This window comes from Leifsonia sp. GW821-FHT13C05, from assembly GCF_058806515.1.
This window is the reverse complement of record NZ_JBXAPT010000002.1, coordinates 699,289-718,086: the sequence shown is the minus strand read 5'-3', so window position 1 is coordinate 718,086 and position 18,798 is coordinate 699,289. Positions and strand designations below refer to the sequence as shown.

Below are 18,798 nucleotides of genomic sequence, written 5' to 3'. Positions count from 1 at the left end.
TCCCCGCCGATAGTCGGCACCGTGACCACCCTGCACGCTCCTGAGACTGCGCCAGAGGCGCCGGTGTACGACTTCCGGCGTCCGACGACGCTGGCGCGCGAGCACTCGCGGGTGCTCGAGCTCGCGTTCGAGACGTTCGCGCGGCAGTGGGCGACGCAGTTGACCGCCAAGGTGCGGGTGCTCAGCCAGGTGGAGTGCGAGTCCGTCGCCATGCAGACGTACGACGAGTACGCCGCATCGCTGCCCGCGACCACCGCGATGGTGCTCTGCGAGCTCGACGGCATCGCGCCGAAGGGCGTCATCCAGTTCCCGACCGTCGCCGCCCTGTCCTGGGTGAACGCGATGCTGGGCGGAACGGGCAACCCGGTGGATGCCGAGCGCACCTTCACGCAGATCGAGCACGCGCTCGTGCGGCGCCTGATGGACGACGCGCTCGAAGACCTGCGGTATTCGCTGGGCGCCCTGCTGGTCACGCCGATCGGCGTCGACGCGATCCAGTACAACTCGCAGTTCGCGCAGGCGGCGGCCACCGCCGAGCTGATGATCGTCGCCACCTTCGAGCTGCGGGTGGGGGAGAACGTCGCACCGGCGACACTCGCCCTTCCCGCCATCGTCCTGCTCCCTCAGCTGGGGGAGACCAACCCGACCAGCAGTGCCGACGACGCACGCGAGCTTCTGGATGCGCAGCTCGCCCACGTGCCCGTCGACGTCTCCCTGCGGCTCACCCCCGCGCGGGTCAAGCCGAGCGTCGTGCTCGGGCTCGCCGTCGGCGACCTGCTCCCGATCCCGCATCCGCAACACCGACCGTTCGATCTCGCCGTCGGGGGCCACCCCGTCGCCGGTGCAGCGCTGGGCTCCAGCGGCTCGCGCCTGGCGTGCGTGATCGTGAACACAGAGGACTGACAGACCATGAGCATGACCACCACCGGTACGGCGTCCGCCCTGAGCGCATCCGATGCGCTCGCCGCGGCGAACGCCCTCGTCGGCGTCCTGCCGACGGGCACGCCGCTGACCCCGCGCCTGCACACGCTCGGCGCGTTCGCCGGGGCGACAGGCAGCGCCGTGGTCGCCAGCTTCGTCGGCGCCGTGTCCGCCGATCTGGCCGTCGTGCTGCTGGATGCGCCGAGCATCGTCGACGACGCGGCGGACGGTTCGCCCGTCGTCGCCATCCAGGATGTGCTGCAGCCGGCCATCGAGGCGGCCAGCGACACGCTCGGCGCCGGGGTGCTCGACGACGCGCGGGTCGAGGACGCGACCCAGCTGTTCGAGGACGCGGGAACCGTCGTGTTCGAGCTGGCCGGTGCATCCGGGATCGTCGGCTGGTTCGCCATCCGGGGACGTGCGAGCGCGAACGAGCGCGACCTCGGCTCGGGGTCGATCGCGGGGAAGCTGGGCCGCATCAGCAACGTCGAGATGGCGTTGACGGTGGAGATCGGCCGCACCAGGATGCCCGTGCGCGACGTGCTCGCGATGGAGCCCGGCGCGGTCATCGAACTGGACCGCTCAGCCGGGTCGCCCGCGGACGTGCTGCTCAACGGCCGTCTGATCGCGCACGGCGAGATCGTGGTCGTCGACCAGGACTACGCGGTGCGCATCACCAAGATCCTCGACGCTTCGGAAGACCTGGACTGACTTTTCGTGGACACCCTGTTCGTCGCCTTGCGCGTTCTCGTCGTTCTCGGCGTGATCGTCGCTCTGCTCTGGTACGTGCAACGGCGCGTCACCAAGGGCAAGCGCGGCGTGCGCCGCGGCAACGCCGTGACCGTGGTCGGCCGCCAGGGCGTCGGCTCGAAGGCGTCGGTCGTCGTGGTGGATGTGGACGGCACCCGGTTCGTGCTCGGCGTCACGGAGCGGAACGTCAACGTGCTCGCCTCCGGTGACCGCCCGGTCGACCTGGAGGCGGAGGTCACCCCGATCGCCCGCGTGCGGCAGACGTTCGCCAAACCGATCAACCCGCAGAGCCCGCTCGACCAGCAGAGCACCATCGAAGACCACCCCATAACCACCCAGGACGACGCGCAGGATGCGCTCCCGTCCGCAGCAGCAGGACGGCAGGTGGGCGCCGTGAAGCCCGCGAAGAACACCAGGCAGGATGCCGATTACCTGACGGCGCAGGGACGCGCCTCCGTATTCGACGAGGCCCTCAAGGGCTCGATCCTGTCACCGGCAACGTGGAGGCAGGCGAGCTCGGCGGTGCGGCCCAAGAAGTGATCGCCGCGGCCGGGCGGCTGATCCGCTCCCCACGGTTCGTGATCGCGATCGTGCTCGCCGTCATCTCGGCGGTCGCGATGGTGCTGCTCACGGCGAATGTCGCGCACGCAGCCCCGCTGCCGATGGTGCCTGAGCCCGTCCCCACCCCGACCGGTCCGGCCGGTCCGGGCGGAGGCACGGGCGGCGTCACCATCGACATCAACGGCCCGAACGGCACACCGTCCGCGGCCATCCTGACCCTGCTGGGCATCACCCTGCTGTCCGTCGCGCCCGCGCTGCTGCTGATGATGTCGTCGTTCACCAAGATCTTCGTCGTCCTGGCTCTCACCAGGAACGCCCTCGCGCTGCCGTCGATCCCGCCGAACCAGGTGCTCGCCGGCCTCGCCCTGTTCCTCAGCCTGTTCATCATGAGCCCGGTGCTGATCGACATCAACAACTCGGCCGTTCAGCCGTACCTGAACGGCCACATCGACTTCACCGCGGCGGTGCATCTGGCCGAGGGGCCGTTGCGCGGGTTCATGCTGGCGCACGTCCGCGAGGAGGACATCGCGCTGATGACGCGTGCGGCCGGGCGCCCGAACCCGGCGAGCCCGTCCGCCGTCCCGATGCTCACGCTCATCCCGGCGTTCATGATCTCGGAGCTGCGGGCCGCGTTCATCATCGGCTTCGTGATCTTCGTGCCGTTCCTGGTGATCGACATGGTCGTCTCCGCCGCGCTGATGTCGATGGGCATGATGATGCTCCCGCCGGTGATGATCTCGCTGCCGTTCAAGATCCTGCTGTTCGTGCTGGTGGATGGCTGGGGCCTCGTCATCACGAGCCTCATCACGAGCTATCGGGGTGGCGGATGAACGCGAACGCGGTCCTCGACATCGCCATGCAGGGCCTGATGATCACCGCCAAGCTGGCCGCCCCGATCGTGGTCACGGCGCTCGTGGTCGGCTTCGCCATCTCCCTGGTGCAGTCGATCACCCAGATCCAGGAGGTGACGCTCTCGTTCGTGCCGAAGGCCGCTGCGGTCGGCGTGGCACTCATCGTCTGCGGCCACTGGATGATCTCCGAGCTGATCACCTTCACGAACGTGCTGTTCGAGAAGATCCCGTCGCTGCTGGGCGGCGGCTGATGTACATCCCCATCGACCTGTCCACCATCGAGGCCATCGCGCTGGCGTCGCTGCGCATGGTCGCGTTCCTGGTGATCGCGCCGCCGTTCTCCTACAACGGCATCCCCGCCCAGATCAAAGGGATGCTCGCCATCGGCCTCGCCGTGGCCGTCGCCCCGCGGGTCGCTGCGGGGTACCACTCCGCAGACATCGGGATGTTCCTCGTCGACCTGCTGCGGGAGCTCGCGGTCGGCGCGACGCTCGGCTTCCTCGTCTACCTGGTGTTCGCCGCCGTGCAGTCGGCCGGCAGCCTGGTCGACCTGTTCGGCGGCTTCCAGCTTGCGCAGGCGTTCGACCCGCAGTCGATGATCAACGGCGCCCAGTTCACCCGGCTGTTCCAGATGACGGCGCTGGCGCTGCTGTTCGCATCCGGTGCGTACCAGTTGATCATCGGCGGGCTGATCCGCTCGTACGACGCCATCCCGCTGGCGGCGGGCATCGACCTCTCCGACCCCGCCAAGCAGATGGTCACCGGGGTGACGCAGATGTTCGTGGCCGCCGTGCAGATCGCCGGGCCGCTGATCGTGGTGCTGTTCCTGGCCGACGTCGGCCTCGGCCTGCTCACGCGCGTGGCACCGGCGCTCAACGCGTTCTCGCTCGGTTTCCCGCTGAAGATCATGCTCACCGTCGTGCTCTCCGCGGTGCTGTTCGTTGCGTTGCCGGGGGTCGTCGAGGGCCTGACCGGTACTGCTGTCAAGACGATGCTGGGGGTGGGCCGATGAGCGACGCGCAGGAACGCACAGAACAGGCGACCGACAAGCGGATGAAGGAGGCCCGCGAGAAGGGCCGCCTCGGCAAGTCGATGGACCTCACCGCGTGGGTGGGCGTCGGGGCGGCGGCCGTGATGCTGCCGTTCACCATCGGGCTCGGCAGCAGCGCAGGGGTCGACCAGCTGTTCACCGTGCGCTCCATCATCGAGAACCCTGACCCCGCGGCAGCGCTGAAGGCCCTCGGGGACGGGCTCGGCAGCATCCTGGGCACCATCGGCCCGCTGCTGGCTGTCGCCGCCATCGCGATCATCGGCGCGGCGGCCGCCCAGGGCGGCGTGCATCTCAAGAAGCTCGAGGGCAAGTACGAGCAGTTCAACATCGTCAAGGGCGTCGCCAGGGTGTTCGGGATGCGCGCGCTCTGGGAGGGCGCGAAGACCCTGCTCAAGTCCGCGGTCGTCGCCGTCGGCCTCTACCTCGTGGTGCAGGGGCTCATGCCCGTGCTGCTGACCGCGGGCAGCCTGTCGCTGAACTCCCTGCTCGCCGCCGCGACCAGCGGCGCGACCGGCCTGCTGCAGGCCGCGGTCGGCGCCGGCCTGGTGCTCGCGGGACTCGACGTGCTCGTCGTGATGCGCCGCAACCGCAAGCAGACGCGCATGACCAAGCGCGAGGTGCGCGACGAGCAGAAGAACAGCGACGGCGACCCGCTGATCCGGTCGCAGCGCCGCTCCCGCCAGCTCGCGATGAGTCGCAACAGGATGATCGCCGCCATCGCGATGTCGGATGTGGTGCTCGTCAACCCGACGCACATCGCCATCGCCATCAAGTACGAGCCCGGCAAGTCGGCCCCGCGCGTGGTCGCGAAGGGCTCCGGAACCATCGCGCAGCGCATCCGCGAGAAGGCGGAGGAGGAGCGGGTGCCGATCGTGAAGGACATCCCGCTCGCCCGCGCGCTGCACGCCGGATGCCAACTGGGCGACGAGATCCCCGTCGACCTCTACAACCAGGTGGCGAGGGTGCTCGCGTTCGTCATGTCGCTGAAGGCCCGCGGCTCCGCATACGGAACCCACACCATGACCCCGATCCTGGGAGGCATCTGATGAGATCGACCACCACCAAAGTCGCCGTGCCCATCGGGGTCGTCGGCATCATCATGCTGCTCGTGGTCCCTGTGCCCGCCTGGCTGCTGGACACGCTCATCATCGTCAACATCATGCTGGCGCTGGTCATCCTGCTCACCACGATGTTCGTCAAGAAGCCGCTCGACTTCTCGGTCTTCCCGTCGCTGCTGCTGGTGGCGACCCTGTTCCGGCTGGGCCTCAACGTCGCATCCACCCGCCTGGTGCTCGGCGACGGATACGCCGGCCAGGTCATCCAGGCGTTCGGGCATGTGGCGGTGGGCGGCTCCATCATCATCGGCGCGGTGGTCTTCCTCATCCTGATCGTCATCCAGTTCATCGTGGTCACCAAGGGTGCCGAGCGCGTCGCCGAGGTCGGCGCCCGCTTCACCCTCGACGCCATGCCCGGCAAGCAGATGGCGATCGACGCCGACCTCAACGCCGGTCTCATCACCGAGGAGCAGGCCCGCACCCGCCGTGCAGAGGTGTCGGCGGAGGCGGACTTCTACGGGGCGATGGACGGCGCATCCAAGTTCGTCAAGGGCGACGCCATCGCGGGCATCCTGATCATCGTCATCAACGTGGTCGGCGGTATCGCCATCGGCATGATCCAGCGCGGCATGGAGATCGGCGACGCGGTCAACTCGTACACGCTGCTGACCATCGGAGACGGCCTGGTCACGCAGATCCCCGCGCTGCTGATGGCGGTCTCCACCGGCATGATCGTCACGCGCTCCAACGCGGAGGCCGACATCGGCACGACGGCGAGCGGGCAGCTCAGCCAGTCGCGCAACGCCCTGACCATCGCCGGATGCGCGGCCATCGTGATGGCGCTCATCCCCGGGATGCCGCCCATCCCGTTCGTGCTGGTCGGCGCGTTCCTGATCCTCGCGGCGCAGCGGCTCAAGAACTCGCAGGCCGCCGCGAAGAAGGCGCAGGCGGCGCAGGCCGCCGTCGCGAACGCCGGCAAGGGGGAGACCACGGACGATCTGCTGGAGCAGATGCGCGTCCACGCCCTGGAGATCACCCTCGCGCCCGACCTGGTCGACATCGTCAGCGGAGCGTCGGACGACCTGCTCGCCCGGGTGCGCGCCCTGCGCCGCAAGATCGCGCTCGAATTGGGCATCATCGTGCCGCCGGTGCGCACCAGGGACAGCGCGGACCTGCCGCCGTCCACCTACGTCATCAAGATCGCCGGCGTGGAGGCCGGGCGCGGTCAGGCGCCGAGCGGGCGGGTGCTCGCACTCGGCGACGCACTGGATGCGCTGCCTGGTACCCCGACGGTCGAGCCGGTCTTCGGGCTGGGTGCGAAGTGGATCCCGAGCGAGATGCGGCACAGCGCCGAACTCGGCGGTGCGACCGTGATCGACCGCGTCTCCGTGCTCATCACGCACCTGTCGTCGATCATCACCGCGAACGCGGCCAGGCTGCTCACCCGCGAGGACGTGCGCCAGCTCACCGAGGGCGTGAAGCAGGTGAGCCCGTCCGCTGTGGATGAGCTCATCCCGAACCTGCTGACCCTCGCTGAGGTGCAGCGGGTGCTTCAGGGGCTGCTGATCGAGCAGGTCGCGATCAACGACCTGCCGCGCATCCTGGAGGCCCTCGCGCTGCGGGCGAAGACCTCGAACGACCCGGAGGGGCTGGTGGAGGCCGCGCGGTCCGCCCTCGGCCCTGCGGTCGTCGCACCGCACCTGGACGGGTCGACGCTGCGGGTCATCATGATCGACCCCGGCCTCGAACAGGCCATGCTCGAAGGGCTGCGGCCCTCGGAGTTCGGCACACAGATCGTGCTCGACCCGGTGCGACTCGAAGCGGTGCTCAGCTCGCTGCGGCAGACGGCCGCGCAGCTGGACGACCAGGGCGTCTCGGCGATCCTGGTCTGCGCCCCCGCTCTGCGCCCGGCGATCCGGCGGCTGGTGGCCGGGCAGCTGAGCGGCCTCGCCGTGCTGTCGTACCAGGAGGTCACGTCCGTGCCTGCGCAGATCGAGACGGTGGGGGTGGTGCGCGTTGTGGAGCCGATCGCGGCCTGAGTGGATGGACGCTGCGGAGTACGGCGGCGACGCCGAGGAGGAGGTGCTGCCCGCGGTGTCCACCTCGTCGGCGGCGTTCGCGGCGATCCTCGACGATCTCGTGCGCGTCGTGGGGGAGACGGAGTCCGGTGCGCTGGCGCCGGAGACGCAGGAGGCGCCGGAGAAGACCGAGCCGCCGGAGCTGGATGAGCGGTTGCAGGCCGCGCTCGTAGCCCGGCAGGAGGCCGCGGAGGCCGTTCCGGTCTCACCGCCCGCATCGCCCGCGCCCGCATCGCCCGCGCCCGCACCGCCCGACTCGCCCTCGCACGCGTCCGCACCGCCTGCCCGCCTGCGCGGACGCGGCGACCTCACGCTCGTCGTCGGACTTGGCGCGGACGCTGTCTCCGCATCCCGTGTCTTCTCCGCCTCGGTCGAGGACGCAGAGGTGCGGCCGGGCGGCTGCTCCCGCGCCGCCGCCCCGCGCGTCGACGACCGCCGCGGTGCACTGCGTGCCAGGGCGGACGGGGTGCGCAGGGAGCGCTCGGTGATCGCCGCATACGGCCTGGAGCACGGCGCGGACGACCTGCCCGCGCTCGCCGAATCGCTCGCCGGGATCGCGCCCGATCAGGTCTGGGTGGCCGTCGACGCGTCCCGCAAAGCCGAGGACACCGCCGCCTGGGTGGCCGCAGTGGATGCGGTGCTCGCGGTCGACGGGATCGCCGCATCCGGTGCCGCCTTCACCAGCACGCCGGAGTCGGTGGATGCGCTGGGCTTTCCCGTCCTGTGGCTGGACGACGCGCCCCGCTAGGCTGAAGCAATGCTGGTATTGACGCGCAAGGTCGGGGAGCGGGTGCTCATCGGCGACGACATCGTCGTGACGATCCTGGATGCGCGCGGCGACGGCATCCGGATCGGCATCGACGCACCGCGCGGGGTCCGCATCCAGCGCGACGAGGTCATCCGCGCGATCACCGAGGCCAACCAGCAGGCGACAGAATCCGCGGCGACCACGGTCGACCCGGAGGCCGTCATCAAGAAGTCGCTCGGCCTCGACTGACCGGCTGTCGTTTCGGCGTGGGCGCTAGCTCAGCCACTCGAAGTAGAACGTCCCGACGCCGACCGCGATGAGCACGCCGGCGATGATCCAGAACCGGACCACGATGGTCACCTCTGCCCATCCCATCAGCTCGAAGCTGTGGTGGATCGGGGTCATCGGGAACAGGCGCCTGCCGTGCGTCGCCTTGAAGTACGCCCGCTGGACGATGACCGATCCCGCCTCGATGACGAACAGGCCGCCGATGAGGATGAGGAGGAGCTCGGTGTGGGACTCGATCGCCAGGGCGCACAGCGCACCGCCGAGGCCGAGGGATCCCGTGTCGCCCATGATGATCTTCGCCGGGTTGGTGTTCCACCACAGGAAGCCGATGAGTGCGCCGCAGATGGCTGCGGCCACCACGGCGAGGGAGAGCGGATCGCTCGTCGGGTAGCACCTGGCCAGGTTCTCCGGCCGGATGTTCGCGTTGGAGCAGGACTGGTTGAACTGCCAGAACCCGATGAGCACGTACGAGCCGATGGCGAGGATGGATGCGCCGGTCGCGAGGCCGTCGAGCCCGTCGGCGAGGTTCACGCCGTTCGTGGTCGCCGAGGCGAGGACGTTCACCCAGATCAGGTAGAGCACGATCCCGACCACCGGCACCGCCGTCGCGATGCGCGCGAGGTCGAGTGCGGGGATGTCACGCACGGCGGAGATCGCGGTGGACGCCGGGGTGTGTCCTGAGGCATCCGGGAACTGCAGGGCGAGCAGGCCGAAGACGGTCGCGACGACCGCCTGGCCGCCGATCTTGGCCCAGCCGCCGAGCCCCAGGCTGCGCTGGTTGTGCACCTTGAGGAAGTCGTCGACGAACCCGACCGCCGCCATCCCGACGAACATGAGAAGCACCAGGAGCGACGACGGCGAGATGCCGTCTCCACCGTTGACGAGTGCGGCGACGAAGAACCCGAACAGCGTCGCCAGCAGGATGACGATGCCGCCCATCGTCGGCGTGCCCCGTTTGGAGTGGTGCGATTGCGGGCCGTCGTCCCGGATGAACTGGCCGAGTTCGAGCCGCGTGAACAGCCGGACGAAGAGCGGTGTCAGAAAGAGCGAGAAGGCGAGCGCGAGCGCGCCGGCCAGAAGAAGAGTCCCCACGGCTGCAAGTCTGGCAGTCGACCCGGCAGAATACTGGCATGACAGTCCTCAGGACCGAGCGCGGCCTCGACAGGCTCGTCAACTTCTCCGACGCGGCGGTCGCCATCGCGATCACCCTGCTGATCCTGCCGCTCGTCGACGTGGCGGCGGACATCGAGCACCAGTCGGTCGGCGCGTTCATCGGCGACCACCAGGGCGAACTGCTCGGCTTCGGCATCTCGTTCGTGGTGATCGGCCGGTTCTGGATCATCCACCACCAGGTCTTCGAGTGGATCCGCGACTACTCCATCACCCTGATCTGGCTGAACTTCCTCTGGCTGGCCTCGATCGTGTTCATTCCGTTCGCCACCAACCTGGTGTCGACCGTCGGCGGCGACCGCGGCGACGTGGATGCGGTCTACATCGGCAACATGGTCGTCGCGAGCATCGCCATGTGGATCATGGAGGTGCACATCTGCCGCCGTCCCGAACTGCTGCGCGACGGCGCTCTCGAAAGCATCGACCTGCTCCGCAGCATCTCGCCGACCATCCTGCTCGCCGTCGCGCTGGTCCTCGCGGTGCTCTTCCCGACGGTGGGCCTGTTCTGGCTGCTCGTGCTGTTCCTCGGCCGGCCGTTGCACCGGCTGCTCGCCCTCGTCTTCCGTCGCCGGGGTTCACACGGCACGGCCTGAGGGCTACCGTCGTGGCGACACAGTCAGGAGAACCGATGCGTCCCAAGTTTCTGCTCATCCTCGTGATCGCGGGCATCGCCTACGTCCTCGGCGCGCGCGCCGGCCGTGAGCGCTACGACCAGATCACCTCGGCCGCCACGTCGTTCTGGAACGACCCCAACGTGAAGAAGGCGCGCTCGGAGGCCAAGAAGAACGCCGAGAAGGCGCGCAAGCTGGCCGCCAAGAAGCTCCGCTAGCTGTCGCGCTCGGTGTAGTCGCCCTGCTCCTCCTCCGCGGGGACCTCGGCGGTCTCGTCCGTGTCGGTGTAGCTGCCCTTCACCGCTGGATCGGGGCCGACGCCCTCCTCCTCGGTGTACTGGCCGTGGACGGTGCGCTCCGTGGGCGCTTCGCCGTCCACCTCGGTGTAGCTGCCTTCGAGGTCGTCGCGGTCCACCGGCTCGCGCTCTGACTCGTTCGTGCTCATCCTGGCTCCTTCCGCCGACAGGCTGAGCAGACCTCGCTCGCCGTCGGCACGCTGTCGTGAGGTGAGCCTACGCCCGCGGCAGGGGCGCGGCTAGGGATGCGCGGCGCACGTTCGTGCAGCATCCGGAACGTGGCTGCGGGCGTCAGCCTTCGCGACCTAAAGACGGTCGATGGAGTCGCTGTACATCGACGCGGCGATCCATTCCGAGGGCGGATCGTGTCCTATGCCGGCGTTCGCCACCCACGTTCCGGCATTCACCAAGTCCACCAATGCGCTGATCGCGATAGGGGTGTCGTCAGGCGTCAATGGTGACCGGTGCATGAGGGCAGGCTATCGAGGTGGCCTCGTCGTCAGGTCGTTTCCGTCACGTTTGCTGTAATAACCGTTAGCGGCGGTGTCTCGCAGCTGGGCAACGTCAGGTAAGCGGGCCCGAACAGACCTACCCAGAGAGCTGGGCTGGGGGGACGGGTCGGCGCTCGGTTCCGCAGCGCGTGGAGCGCGAGGAGGCCGTCGACCATCTGCAACGCGGACATGTAGAACAGGGCAAGCACACCGACACTCGATGTGAGCCGGAATTGACCGCGCCCGTTCCGGAAATCGGTGACCTGCTCGTGCTCCAATACGAAGCGAATCATCGCGTTGTTTCCGTGCGCCAGACCGCTCGACATTCGCCAGAGCGTTAGCGGCGGCATGAATAGGTCTGGCAATCGGCTAGGGATAGCGTCGAGCCGTTGGGTCACAGTTTTCAGCCTCAGGCTTCTGCCTCGAAGGCCCGGCCGGGCGTCTCGGAGCTGTTCCATACGGCTCGCCATTCGGTCGAAACCGGGATCCTCGCTGTCTCCAAGCTCTGCCGCGACCGTGCGCACGCTCTGGCGGTGGTCGTACGTGAGTTGAAGTGCTCGCAGGACTCGCTCATCCCGTGACGGTGGTGAGAGCAGCCAGATAGCCGTGCCGATCGTCTCAAACGCTGACCGGATGAGTGTATACATCGACATCGGGAGGATGTTTAACTGGCCTGCCTCGCGGCCGCTTTCGACCGCGAGTTTCACCGCATGAAGTTGGTCCATAGCCACCGCAAAATGTGACGCCACCAAGTCCGAGACGGGCTCATAGGGCGTTGCGGCGTCGTCTCCTTGCAATGCCGAGTTCCCCTCACCAACGAACGATCGTTCGGGCTCGTTCAGGGCGTCAAAACGGCGGAATAGGTACGGCAGCGCGATGGCGCCCTGTTCCTCGAACTTTGGGTCGCTCAGCTGGTTGCGCCGGCGAGGCGAGTTGGTCTCGTTGCTCATGGTCCCTCCTGCATCAATGGCTCATTCTGCTCACAAGTGACGATCGTGCCGTCCCCCATTTCCATAGATCATCGCCATCTAGTTGACAGGCCTGTATCCATTCTGTACCGTTTAGTACACGCCGTACCAAACGGTACAGTCAAAACCATTCAGTACACACTGCTCTCGAAGGAGCCCATCATGTCTCGTCCCCCGCTTCCCCCGTTCACCAAGGAGACTGCGATCCTCAAGGCCCGCGCCGCCGAGGACGCGTGGAATACCCGCGACCCCGAGCGCATCTCTCTCGCCTACAGCGAGGACAGCTGGTGGCGGAACCGCTCGACCTTCGTGCAGGGTCGTGAGGAGATCGTGACGTTTCTCGCCGACAAGTGGGAGCGCGAGTTGGACTATCGCCTGATCAAGGAACTGTGGGCCTACACGGGCAACATGATCGCCGTGCGTTTCGCGTACGAGTACCATGACATCGATGGCCAGTGGTTCCGTGCCTACGGCAACGAGAACTGGGAGTTCGACGAGGAGGGCCTGATGACCCACCGCCACGCGAGCATCAACGACGTCGCCATCGACGAGTCCGAGCGCACGTTCTTCTGGGATGTCTCCGGCCCCCGTCCGGCCGACCACCCCGGCCTGAGCGAACTCGGTCTCTGATGGCTCGAACCGTCCTCGACCGCTCGGACGCCGTCCTCGCTCTCGCCGGGGTGTTCCGCAAGCGAGGGTTCGAGGGCGGCTCCCTGTCGGTCATCCAGCAGGAGACCGGCATCGGCCGCGGCAGCCTTTACCACTTCTTTCCCGAGGGGAAGACGGACATGGCTGCCGCCGTACTGGCGCAAGTCAGCGACTGGTTCGAAGAGCGCATCTTCACCCCCCTGCGCACAGCCCAGAACGCAACCGAGGCGATCGAAGCGACCTCGCAGGAGGTGGCGGAGTACTTCATTTCCCGTGAGCGCGTGTGCTTGTTCGCCGCGATCACGTTGGGTGAAGAGCAGGAGGCCTTCACCGGCCCGGTGCGGAAGTACTTCACCGACTGGGTGGATGCCCTCGCGGGAGCGCTGCGCGCCGGCGGGCTCTCCTCTGAGGAGGCAGCCGACCGCGCGCTCGACGCAGTCGCGGCGATCCAGGGCGGGCTGATCCTCGCCCGCGCCTACGGCGACGACGCGACCCTGCTCGGGATCGTCGACCGCGCCAAGCAGCACCTGCTCGCCCCTGTCCGCTGAGCGGACTCGATGGGGCGATGCGGACACGCCCTTTTGAGAGTCTTCGATCAGCGCCCAGTACTGAGCACGTGACGCTCGCGGCTCGCCGCCGCGCCGGTCAGGAGCTGCGGGATGAGCAGCACGATCAGGGTGATGACCGGCACCGCCCAGCCGCCCGTGACGGAGTGGAGGGCGCCCAGCGCGAGCGGCCCGAATCCGGCCAGCAGGTACCCGATCCCCTGCGCCATCGTCGAGACGTGCGCGGTGTGCCTGGCGTCGGGCGAACGCAGGACGATGTAGGTCAGCGACAGCGCGATGACGGCGCCCTGCCCGAGGCCGAGGGCCGTCATCCAGACCCAGGGCAGCGCCCCGGAAGGCGCGAGGAGCAGCCCGGCGAAGGCGACGGCGCAGAGCACCGCGGAACCCGCGACCGGAAGCCAGGCCGGCCGCAGCCTGCCGATCGCCGCCGGCACGGTCAGCGCGGCGAGGATGCCAGGGATGCTCGAGTACGCCAGCAGGAGGCCCGCGTCGTGCTGGGTGGTTCCCGCGTCGTGCAGGATGGACGGGATCCAGGTCAGGGCCGCGTAGTAGCTCAGGCTCTGCAGCCCCATGAACCCGGTGACCGCCCAGGCGACGGGATCGCGGAACAGGCGCGCGAACCGCGGTTCGTCGCGAGGCTCGGTGATGGCGTCGGCCATCGGCGCGTGGGCCACCGGCGCGTCCGCGACCGGCGGCCGACCAGGCCTCCTGAGCGCGCGCGGAATCCAGACGACGAGCGCCAGGACGGCGGGGACGACCCAGAACCCGAGCGCCTCCCTCCACGACCCGCCGAACGCAGACATGAGCGGCACCGTGAGACCGGCGGCGACGGCCGCGCCGATGAACAGGGAGGTCGAGTAGAGCCCCATCATGAGCCCGACCCGGTGCCCGAAATCCTGCTTGACGGCGGCGGGCATGCACACGTTCGCGACGGCGATGGCGGCGCCTACGAGCACAGTGCCGCCGAAGAGGGCGATCGGCGACGGGATCAACCGGACGCCGATGCCGATCGCGACCGCGGCCATCGTGATCCCGAGAAGCCGGTGCAGCCCGACGCGGCGGGTGAGAGCCGGGGTGAGGAACGCGAACGCCCCGAAGGCGAAGACCGGGATGGTCGTGAGCAGGCTCGCGGTCGCAGGCGACACGCCCAGACCGCTCTCGATGGAGGAGAGCACGGGGCCGACCGACGCGACCCCGATGCGCAGATTGAACGCGATGAGCAACAGCCCGGCAGCCACATAGGCGCTGAAGAACGCCGCTCCGCGAGCGGGACGCCGGGAGATGGCGGGGGTCGAAGCGGTGTCCGGTGGCTCACTGATCGTTGTCATTCCGGCAGTTCAGCACCTGTCACCCGGCACGCGAAACACCTAAACTTCCAGATTGTGTCGGTTTCTCGCCAAGCAGTGGCTCTGGATGATCTCCGCCTCGAGACCACCGGCGGCGATCTCACGACGGAGGGCGCGTACCTCGTCGCCCACGCAGACACCTCGCCGCGCCATTCGCACCCTCTCGGGCACCTGGTCCACGCGGCCTCCGGCGTGCTGTCGCTCGTGACGGACGACGGCACGTGGATCGCCCCATCCAATCGGTTCGCCTGGGTGCCGGCGGGCATCGAGCATTCGCACCGCGCCCACGGGCGGACGGACATGCGGGTCGTCTATCTCGATGACGCGGCCGCGGAATCCCTGCCTCACCGGCCCGCCGTGCTCGTGGCCTCCGCCCTGGCGCGGGAGGCCGCTCTGGCGATCACCTCGGGCCTGCCGCGGTCGGAGTCCGCGCTCGCCCGGCTCAGGAGCGTGATCGTCGACGAGGCGGCGACGACCCCCGAGCAGCCCCTTCACCTTCCGGAACCGCGGGATCCGCGATTGCGCGCCGTCGCGCGCGAGGTCGAACGGGATCTCGCGTCTCCGCATTCGCTGGTGAGCATCGCGGAGCACACCGGAGTGGGCGCGCGCACGCTCAGCAGGCTCTTCCGCGAAGAGACGGGCATGGGATACCGGCAGTGGCGCCTCCAGCTCCGGGTGCATCGCGCCCTCGTGCTCCTCGCCGGCGGCGCAACGGTCACCGACGCGGCGGCGGCCTGCGGGTGGGCGAGCACGAGCCAGTTCATCGCGCAGTTCTCGCCGCTGGTCGGGATGACCCCCGGCCAGTACCGCAGTTCGCTCCGACCCGCCACGCCATCCACGGGAGGTAGATTGTCTGCGTGATGGATCCGGATGGGCAGACGGTGGCGGTCATCGGACCCGGCGCGATCGGCACGACCGTCGCCGCGGCGCTCCACGAACGCGGACAGCAGCTCACGATCGTCGGCCGCTCTCCGCGCGCGGAGGTGAGGCTCCGCACCGACCGTGGCACCGTGGTCGTGCCCGGACCGGTCCTCACCGATCCCGCCCGTGTGCCTGGCCCCGTGGATGTCGTGTTCCTGGCCGTCAAGGCCACCCAGATCGCCGCTGCTGCACCCTGGCTCGACGTCCTGTGCGGTCCGCGGACGATCGTGTGCGTGCTGCAGAACGGCGTCGAGCAGGTGGAGACGGTCGGGCCCCTGGCTCCGGAGAGCGTCGTGCTGCCTGCCATCGTCTGGTTCCCCGCTCAACGCCACCCCGACGGCTCGGTCGAGCTCCGCGGAGAGGCCAGGCTCACCCTTCCGGACAGCGCGGGAGCGGACACCGTGCAGCGCCTGTTCGACGGCACGATGTGCGCGGTCGAGGTCTCCGGCGACTTCACGACGCTCGCCTGGAGGAAGCTGCTGCAGAACGCCGTCGCCGGTCTGATGGCCCTGACGGGACGCCGCGCCGGGATGTTCGCCCGCGACGACATCGCCGCGCTGTCGATCGCCTACCTCCGGGAGTGTCTCGCGGTCGCTCTGGCCGAGGGAGCGAGGCTCGACGACGACGAGCCCCTCCGCCTCCTCGACAAGTTCCGCGCGTTCCCCGCCGACCTCGGCACGTCGATCCTCGCTGACCGCGAGGCGCATCAGCCGCTCGAATGGGACGTCAGGAACGGCATCGTCCAGCGGCGCGGTCGTGCCCTCGGAATCGACACCCCGATCAGCGACGTGCTCGTCCCGCTTCTGGCCGCGACGAGCGACGGCCCCGGCTGACACGCGATCCTGGCGTGCCGGTTTCGGCATAGGATGTCCGTCGCTCGGCGAGCGCGGAAATGGGGTGCACTGGTGGCAGATGAGCGTGTGACCATCGTCGACGTGGCGAACAAGGCCGGCGTGGCGATCAGCTCCGTCTCGAGCGCGCTCAACGGACGTCCCGGGGTGTCGGACGTCACCCGCGACCGCATCGTCCGGATCGCCGCCGAGCTCGGATTCGTGCCGTCGCTCCGCGGCAAGAGCCTGTCCGGCCGCCGCGCGTACACCGTCGGCCTCGTGCTGCACCGGGATCCGGATGTGCTGGAGCTCGACCCGTTCTTCGGCGGCTTCATCGGCGGGATCGAAGACGCCATCGACCCCCGCGGATACGCGCTGGTGCTGCAGATCACCGCGGAGTCCGACCAGGTGCTGCAGCGCTACGAGAAGTTCGCGGCCGACCGCCGGGTCGACGGCGTCCTGGTCAACGACCTGGAAATCGACGACCCGCGCATCGCGCTCATCGAAAAGCTCGGCCTGCCGGCGGTCGCGATCAATCCGGGAGCCGACTTCCCCATCCCGGCGGTCAGGCAGGATCCGGATGCGGGCATCCGGGCCACCGTGGAGCACCTCGTGGAGCATGGTCATCGCCGCGTCGCGTACGTCGGCGGCCGGCAGGACATGATCCACTCCGCGCAGCGCGAGCGCGCGTGGCTGACCGCGATGCGCGAGTTCGGGCTGACGCCCGGCCCCGTCGTCCCCGGCGACTTCACCTACCTCGCCGGCGCGTCCGCCGCGTCCGCGCTCCTCGAACTCGCTGAGCCGCCGACGGCCGTGGTGTGCGCCAACGACCTGTCCGCCATCGGGCTCATCGCCCAGGCGCAGCACCTGGGCGTCGACGTGCCGGGGGAGCTGTCGGTCGCCGGATTCGACGACATCCGCCTCGGCACATACGTGCGGCCGTCGCTGACGACCGTGCACACCAGCCCGCGGGAGCTCGGCAGGGAGTCCGGCAGGATGCTCATCGACCTGATCGCCGACGGCGCGGTCGACGACGTGCGCATCTCGGATGCGGCCTTCATCGCCAGGGACTCCACCGGGCCGGCTCCCGCCGGACGCTGAGCCCCACGGTAGAGCTCCATCCGCGTGACCCCCGAATGGGGGTTGTCCTCGCGCACTCAAGCATGACAGCATGAGCTACCGAAACGTTTCGGTAAACGCACGCTGTGCGATCCGAAACGTTTTGGACACACCCGAAGCACTGCACCTGCACCTGCACCTGCACCGACCCGAACTCGATGAGGAGACATCACATGGCGACGAAGAGGTTGCGCAGCACGACACTCGGCCGGCGGATCATCGCCGGCGTCGTTGCGGCGGCCACGATCGGCGGGCTGGCGGCCTGCTCCAGCGGCACCGGCGACACGAACGGCGGTGAGCCGAGCGGCAAGCTCCAGCTCCTCGTCTCGAGCAGCGACGCCACCGACGCCGGATTCCGCGCGGTCAACGACGCATTCGAGAAGAAGTACCCGAAGGTGGACGTGGTCTTCTCCACCGTCTCCAACGACAACTATCCGGCCACCAAGTCGTCCCGCCTCACCGCGGGCAACCTCGACCTGTTCGTGGTGAAGGGCCTCATGGAGACGCCCTCGTACGCCAAGGACGCCGCGACGGACGACGCGCGACTGGCCAAGGCCGGCGCCCTCGTCGACCTCACCGACGAGGCGTTCCTGAAGAAGTACACGCCGAGCCTGCTCGACGCGCAGGCCATCGGCGGCAAGCAGTACGCGGTGCCGACCGGCGTCAGCTACTACACGGGCGTCTTCTACAACAAGAAGATCTTCGCGGACAACGGGCTGAAGGTCCCCACCACCTGGAGCGAGTTCACGGCCGTCGTCGACGCGCTCAAGGCCAAGGGCGTCACCCCGTTCGGGATGGGCGGCAAGGACAGCTGGCCGGCCGGTCTTCCGATGCTCGCCTCGGTCGCGTCGCTCTACCCGACGGTCGCCGACAAGCAGCAGCTGGCGAAGGAACTCTGGACGAACAAGGCCAAGCTCACCGACCCGACAGAGGTCAAGGTGCTGCAGCAGACCGAATTCGTGCTGCAGAACTCGCAGCAAGGTGCGGCGGGGGCCGACTACGCCTCCATCCCTGCCGGGTTCGCGGCGGGCGACTTCGCGATGACGGTCGACGGAACCTGGGATCAGCCGACGCTCGACGCGGCGGTCGCGAAGTCGTTCGACTACGGCTACTTCCCCTTCCCCGGATCGGACAAGGCATCGGACAACGCGCTGCTGAACGGGAAGACCGAGCTCCAGCTCGCCGTCCCGACCTCCGCAAAGAACAAGACGGCGGCGCTCGCCTGGCTGAAGTTCTTCTCCGACAAGACCAACTACGAGCTGTTCCTCAGCAAGTCGGGCTTCTCATCGGCTCAGCCGGACGCATCCACCAGTGCGTTCCTCCAGTCGATCGGCGAGTACACGAAGTCGTACGAGCCGGCGTGGGACCAGGTCTGGTTCGCCAACAACAAGGCCGGTCAGGATGCGGTCTTCCCGTTCAACTACCCCGCCCTGAGCCCTCTCGGTTCCGCGACGCCTGAGCAAGCCGCCGAGGCTGCTCAGAAGGCGTGGTCGGCGGCCGGATGACGCTGCCGGGAGGGTGGCCGGCAG

The 18,798-nt window shown here is 68.6% G+C and carries 22 protein-coding genes; 18 read left to right on the top strand and 4 right to left on the bottom strand.

Features of this window, described 5'->3' with window-relative positions:
* The first annotated feature begins 21 nt into the window (after positions 1-21).
* From AC1ROC_RS10085 to csrA, 10 genes are all read left to right on the top strand, one after another.
* Positions 22-903: a flagellar motor switch protein FliM gene (locus tag AC1ROC_RS10085; RefSeq protein WP_085367373.1), complete on the top strand. Its 882-nt coding sequence runs from the start codon at positions 22-24 to the stop codon at positions 901-903.
* 6 nt (positions 904-909) lie between these two features.
* A complete protein-coding gene (gene fliN, locus AC1ROC_RS10080) occupies positions 910-1,632 on the top strand; it encodes a flagellar motor switch protein FliN (protein ID WP_143465480.1) in 723 nt (240 codons plus the stop codon).
* Between the two features lie 6 nt (positions 1,633-1,638).
* Positions 1,639-2,211: a FliO/MopB family protein gene (locus tag AC1ROC_RS10075; RefSeq protein ID WP_492999922.1), complete on the top strand. Its 573-nt coding sequence runs from the start codon at positions 1,639-1,641 to the stop codon at positions 2,209-2,211.
* Between the two features lie 77 nt (positions 2,212-2,288).
* Positions 2,289-3,062, top strand: a complete 774-nt coding sequence (gene fliP / locus AC1ROC_RS10070) for a flagellar type III secretion system pore protein FliP (RefSeq protein ID WP_143465522.1) — start codon at positions 2,289-2,291, stop codon at positions 3,060-3,062.
* Positions 3,059-3,334 (top strand): flagellar biosynthetic protein FliQ, encoded by a 276-nt coding sequence (locus AC1ROC_RS10065; RefSeq protein ID WP_085367371.1) that lies wholly within the window; start codon positions 3,059-3,061, stop codon positions 3,332-3,334. Before fliP ends, AC1ROC_RS10065 begins: the two co-directional genes overlap by 4 nt.
* The gene (locus AC1ROC_RS10060; protein WP_085367370.1) at positions 3,334-4,095 is read left to right on the top strand and encodes a flagellar biosynthetic protein FliR; all 762 of its coding nucleotides are present in this window, start codon (positions 3,334-3,336) and stop codon (positions 4,093-4,095) included. The genes AC1ROC_RS10065 and AC1ROC_RS10060 overlap by 1 nt, the downstream gene beginning before the upstream one ends.
* On the top strand, positions 4,092-5,180 hold the full coding sequence (locus tag AC1ROC_RS10055; protein ID WP_085367369.1) for an EscU/YscU/HrcU family type III secretion system export apparatus switch protein: 1,089 nt from the start codon (positions 4,092-4,094) through the stop codon (positions 5,178-5,180). The genes AC1ROC_RS10060 and AC1ROC_RS10055 overlap by 4 nt, the downstream gene beginning before the upstream one ends.
* A complete protein-coding gene (locus AC1ROC_RS10050; protein WP_085367368.1) occupies positions 5,180-7,228 on the top strand; it encodes a flagellar biosynthesis protein FlhA in 2,049 nt (682 codons plus the stop codon). The genes AC1ROC_RS10055 and AC1ROC_RS10050 overlap by 1 nt, the downstream gene beginning before the upstream one ends.
* Positions 7,229-7,232: 4 nt before the next feature.
* On the top strand, positions 7,233-8,015 hold the full coding sequence (locus AC1ROC_RS10045) for a hypothetical protein (protein WP_492999916.1): 783 nt from the start codon (positions 7,233-7,235) through the stop codon (positions 8,013-8,015).
* Positions 8,016-8,024: 9 nt separating this feature from the next.
* The gene (csrA, locus tag AC1ROC_RS10040; RefSeq protein WP_085367366.1) at positions 8,025-8,264 is read left to right on the top strand and encodes a carbon storage regulator CsrA; all 240 of its coding nucleotides are present in this window, start codon (positions 8,025-8,027) and stop codon (positions 8,262-8,264) included.
* A gap of 24 nt (positions 8,265-8,288) precedes the next feature.
* Here the strand turns inward: csrA and mraY are convergent, their stop codons facing one another.
* The gene (gene mraY, locus AC1ROC_RS10035) at positions 8,289-9,395 is read right to left on the bottom strand and encodes a phospho-N-acetylmuramoyl-pentapeptide-transferase (RefSeq protein WP_085367365.1); all 1,107 of its coding nucleotides are present in this window, start codon (positions 9,393-9,395) and stop codon (positions 8,289-8,291) included.
* 38 nt (positions 9,396-9,433) lie between these two features.
* On the opposite strand from mraY, the gene AC1ROC_RS10030 reads away from it, so the two are divergent.
* Together AC1ROC_RS10030 and AC1ROC_RS10025 are read left to right on the top strand one after the other, a co-directional pair.
* Entirely contained in the window at positions 9,434-10,066 is a 633-nt protein-coding gene (locus tag AC1ROC_RS10030) for a TMEM175 family protein (protein ID WP_492999911.1), read from the top strand.
* Between the two features lie 35 nt (positions 10,067-10,101).
* Positions 10,102-10,302 carry a hypothetical protein gene (locus AC1ROC_RS10025; protein WP_085367363.1) on the top strand — a complete coding sequence of 67 codons (201 nt, stop codon included), beginning with the start codon at positions 10,102-10,104 and terminating at the stop codon, positions 10,300-10,302.
* Here the strand turns inward: AC1ROC_RS10025 and AC1ROC_RS10020 are convergent.
* Both AC1ROC_RS10020 and AC1ROC_RS10015 read right to left on the bottom strand, forming a co-directional pair.
* Positions 10,299-10,529: a hypothetical protein gene (locus tag AC1ROC_RS10020; RefSeq protein ID WP_492999909.1), complete on the bottom strand. Its 231-nt coding sequence runs from the start codon at positions 10,527-10,529 to the stop codon at positions 10,299-10,301. The two genes, AC1ROC_RS10025 and AC1ROC_RS10020, sit on opposite strands and share 4 nt — an antisense overlap.
* A gap of 350 nt (positions 10,530-10,879) precedes the next feature.
* The gene (locus tag AC1ROC_RS10015) at positions 10,880-11,821 is read right to left on the bottom strand and encodes a hypothetical protein (protein ID WP_492999907.1); all 942 of its coding nucleotides are present in this window, start codon (positions 11,819-11,821) and stop codon (positions 10,880-10,882) included.
* 180 nt (positions 11,822-12,001) lie between these two features.
* On the opposite strand from AC1ROC_RS10015, the gene AC1ROC_RS10010 reads away from it, so the two are divergent.
* Together AC1ROC_RS10010 and AC1ROC_RS10005 are read left to right on the top strand one after the other, a co-directional pair.
* Positions 12,002-12,469 carry a nuclear transport factor 2 family protein gene (locus tag AC1ROC_RS10010; protein ID WP_492999905.1) on the top strand — a complete coding sequence of 156 codons (468 nt, stop codon included), beginning with the start codon at positions 12,002-12,004 and terminating at the stop codon, positions 12,467-12,469.
* Entirely contained in the window at positions 12,469-13,035 is a 567-nt protein-coding gene (locus AC1ROC_RS10005; protein ID WP_492999902.1) for a TetR/AcrR family transcriptional regulator, read from the top strand. Before AC1ROC_RS10010 ends, AC1ROC_RS10005 begins: the two co-directional genes overlap by 1 nt.
* Positions 13,036-13,082: 47 nt before the next feature.
* Here AC1ROC_RS10005 and AC1ROC_RS10000 read toward each other — a convergent pair whose 3' ends face one another.
* On the bottom strand, positions 13,083-14,381 hold the full coding sequence (locus tag AC1ROC_RS10000) for a CynX/NimT family MFS transporter (RefSeq protein ID WP_492999900.1): 1,299 nt from the start codon (positions 14,379-14,381) through the stop codon (positions 13,083-13,085).
* Between the two features lie 75 nt (positions 14,382-14,456).
* Between AC1ROC_RS10000 and AC1ROC_RS09995 the strand changes: the two genes are divergently transcribed.
* The 4 genes from AC1ROC_RS09995 (at position 14,457) to AC1ROC_RS09980 (ending at position 18,774) form a co-directional block, all read left to right on the top strand.
* Complete coding sequence (locus AC1ROC_RS09995) at positions 14,457-15,260, top strand: AraC family transcriptional regulator (protein WP_492999897.1); 804 nt, start codon at positions 14,457-14,459, stop codon at positions 15,258-15,260.
* Positions 15,260-16,153, top strand: a complete 894-nt coding sequence (locus AC1ROC_RS09990) for an oxidoreductase (protein WP_493000015.1) — start codon at positions 15,260-15,262, stop codon at positions 16,151-16,153. The genes AC1ROC_RS09995 and AC1ROC_RS09990 overlap by 1 nt, the downstream gene beginning before the upstream one ends.
* Positions 16,154-16,225: 72 nt before the next feature.
* Entirely contained in the window at positions 16,226-17,251 is a 1,026-nt protein-coding gene (locus tag AC1ROC_RS09985; protein WP_492999895.1) for a LacI family DNA-binding transcriptional regulator, read from the top strand.
* Between the two features lie 191 nt (positions 17,252-17,442).
* Positions 17,443-18,774 carry an ABC transporter substrate-binding protein gene (locus tag AC1ROC_RS09980; RefSeq protein WP_085367350.1) on the top strand — a complete coding sequence of 444 codons (1,332 nt, stop codon included), beginning with the start codon at positions 17,443-17,445 and terminating at the stop codon, positions 18,772-18,774.
* Positions 18,775-18,798 lie beyond the last annotated feature (24 nt).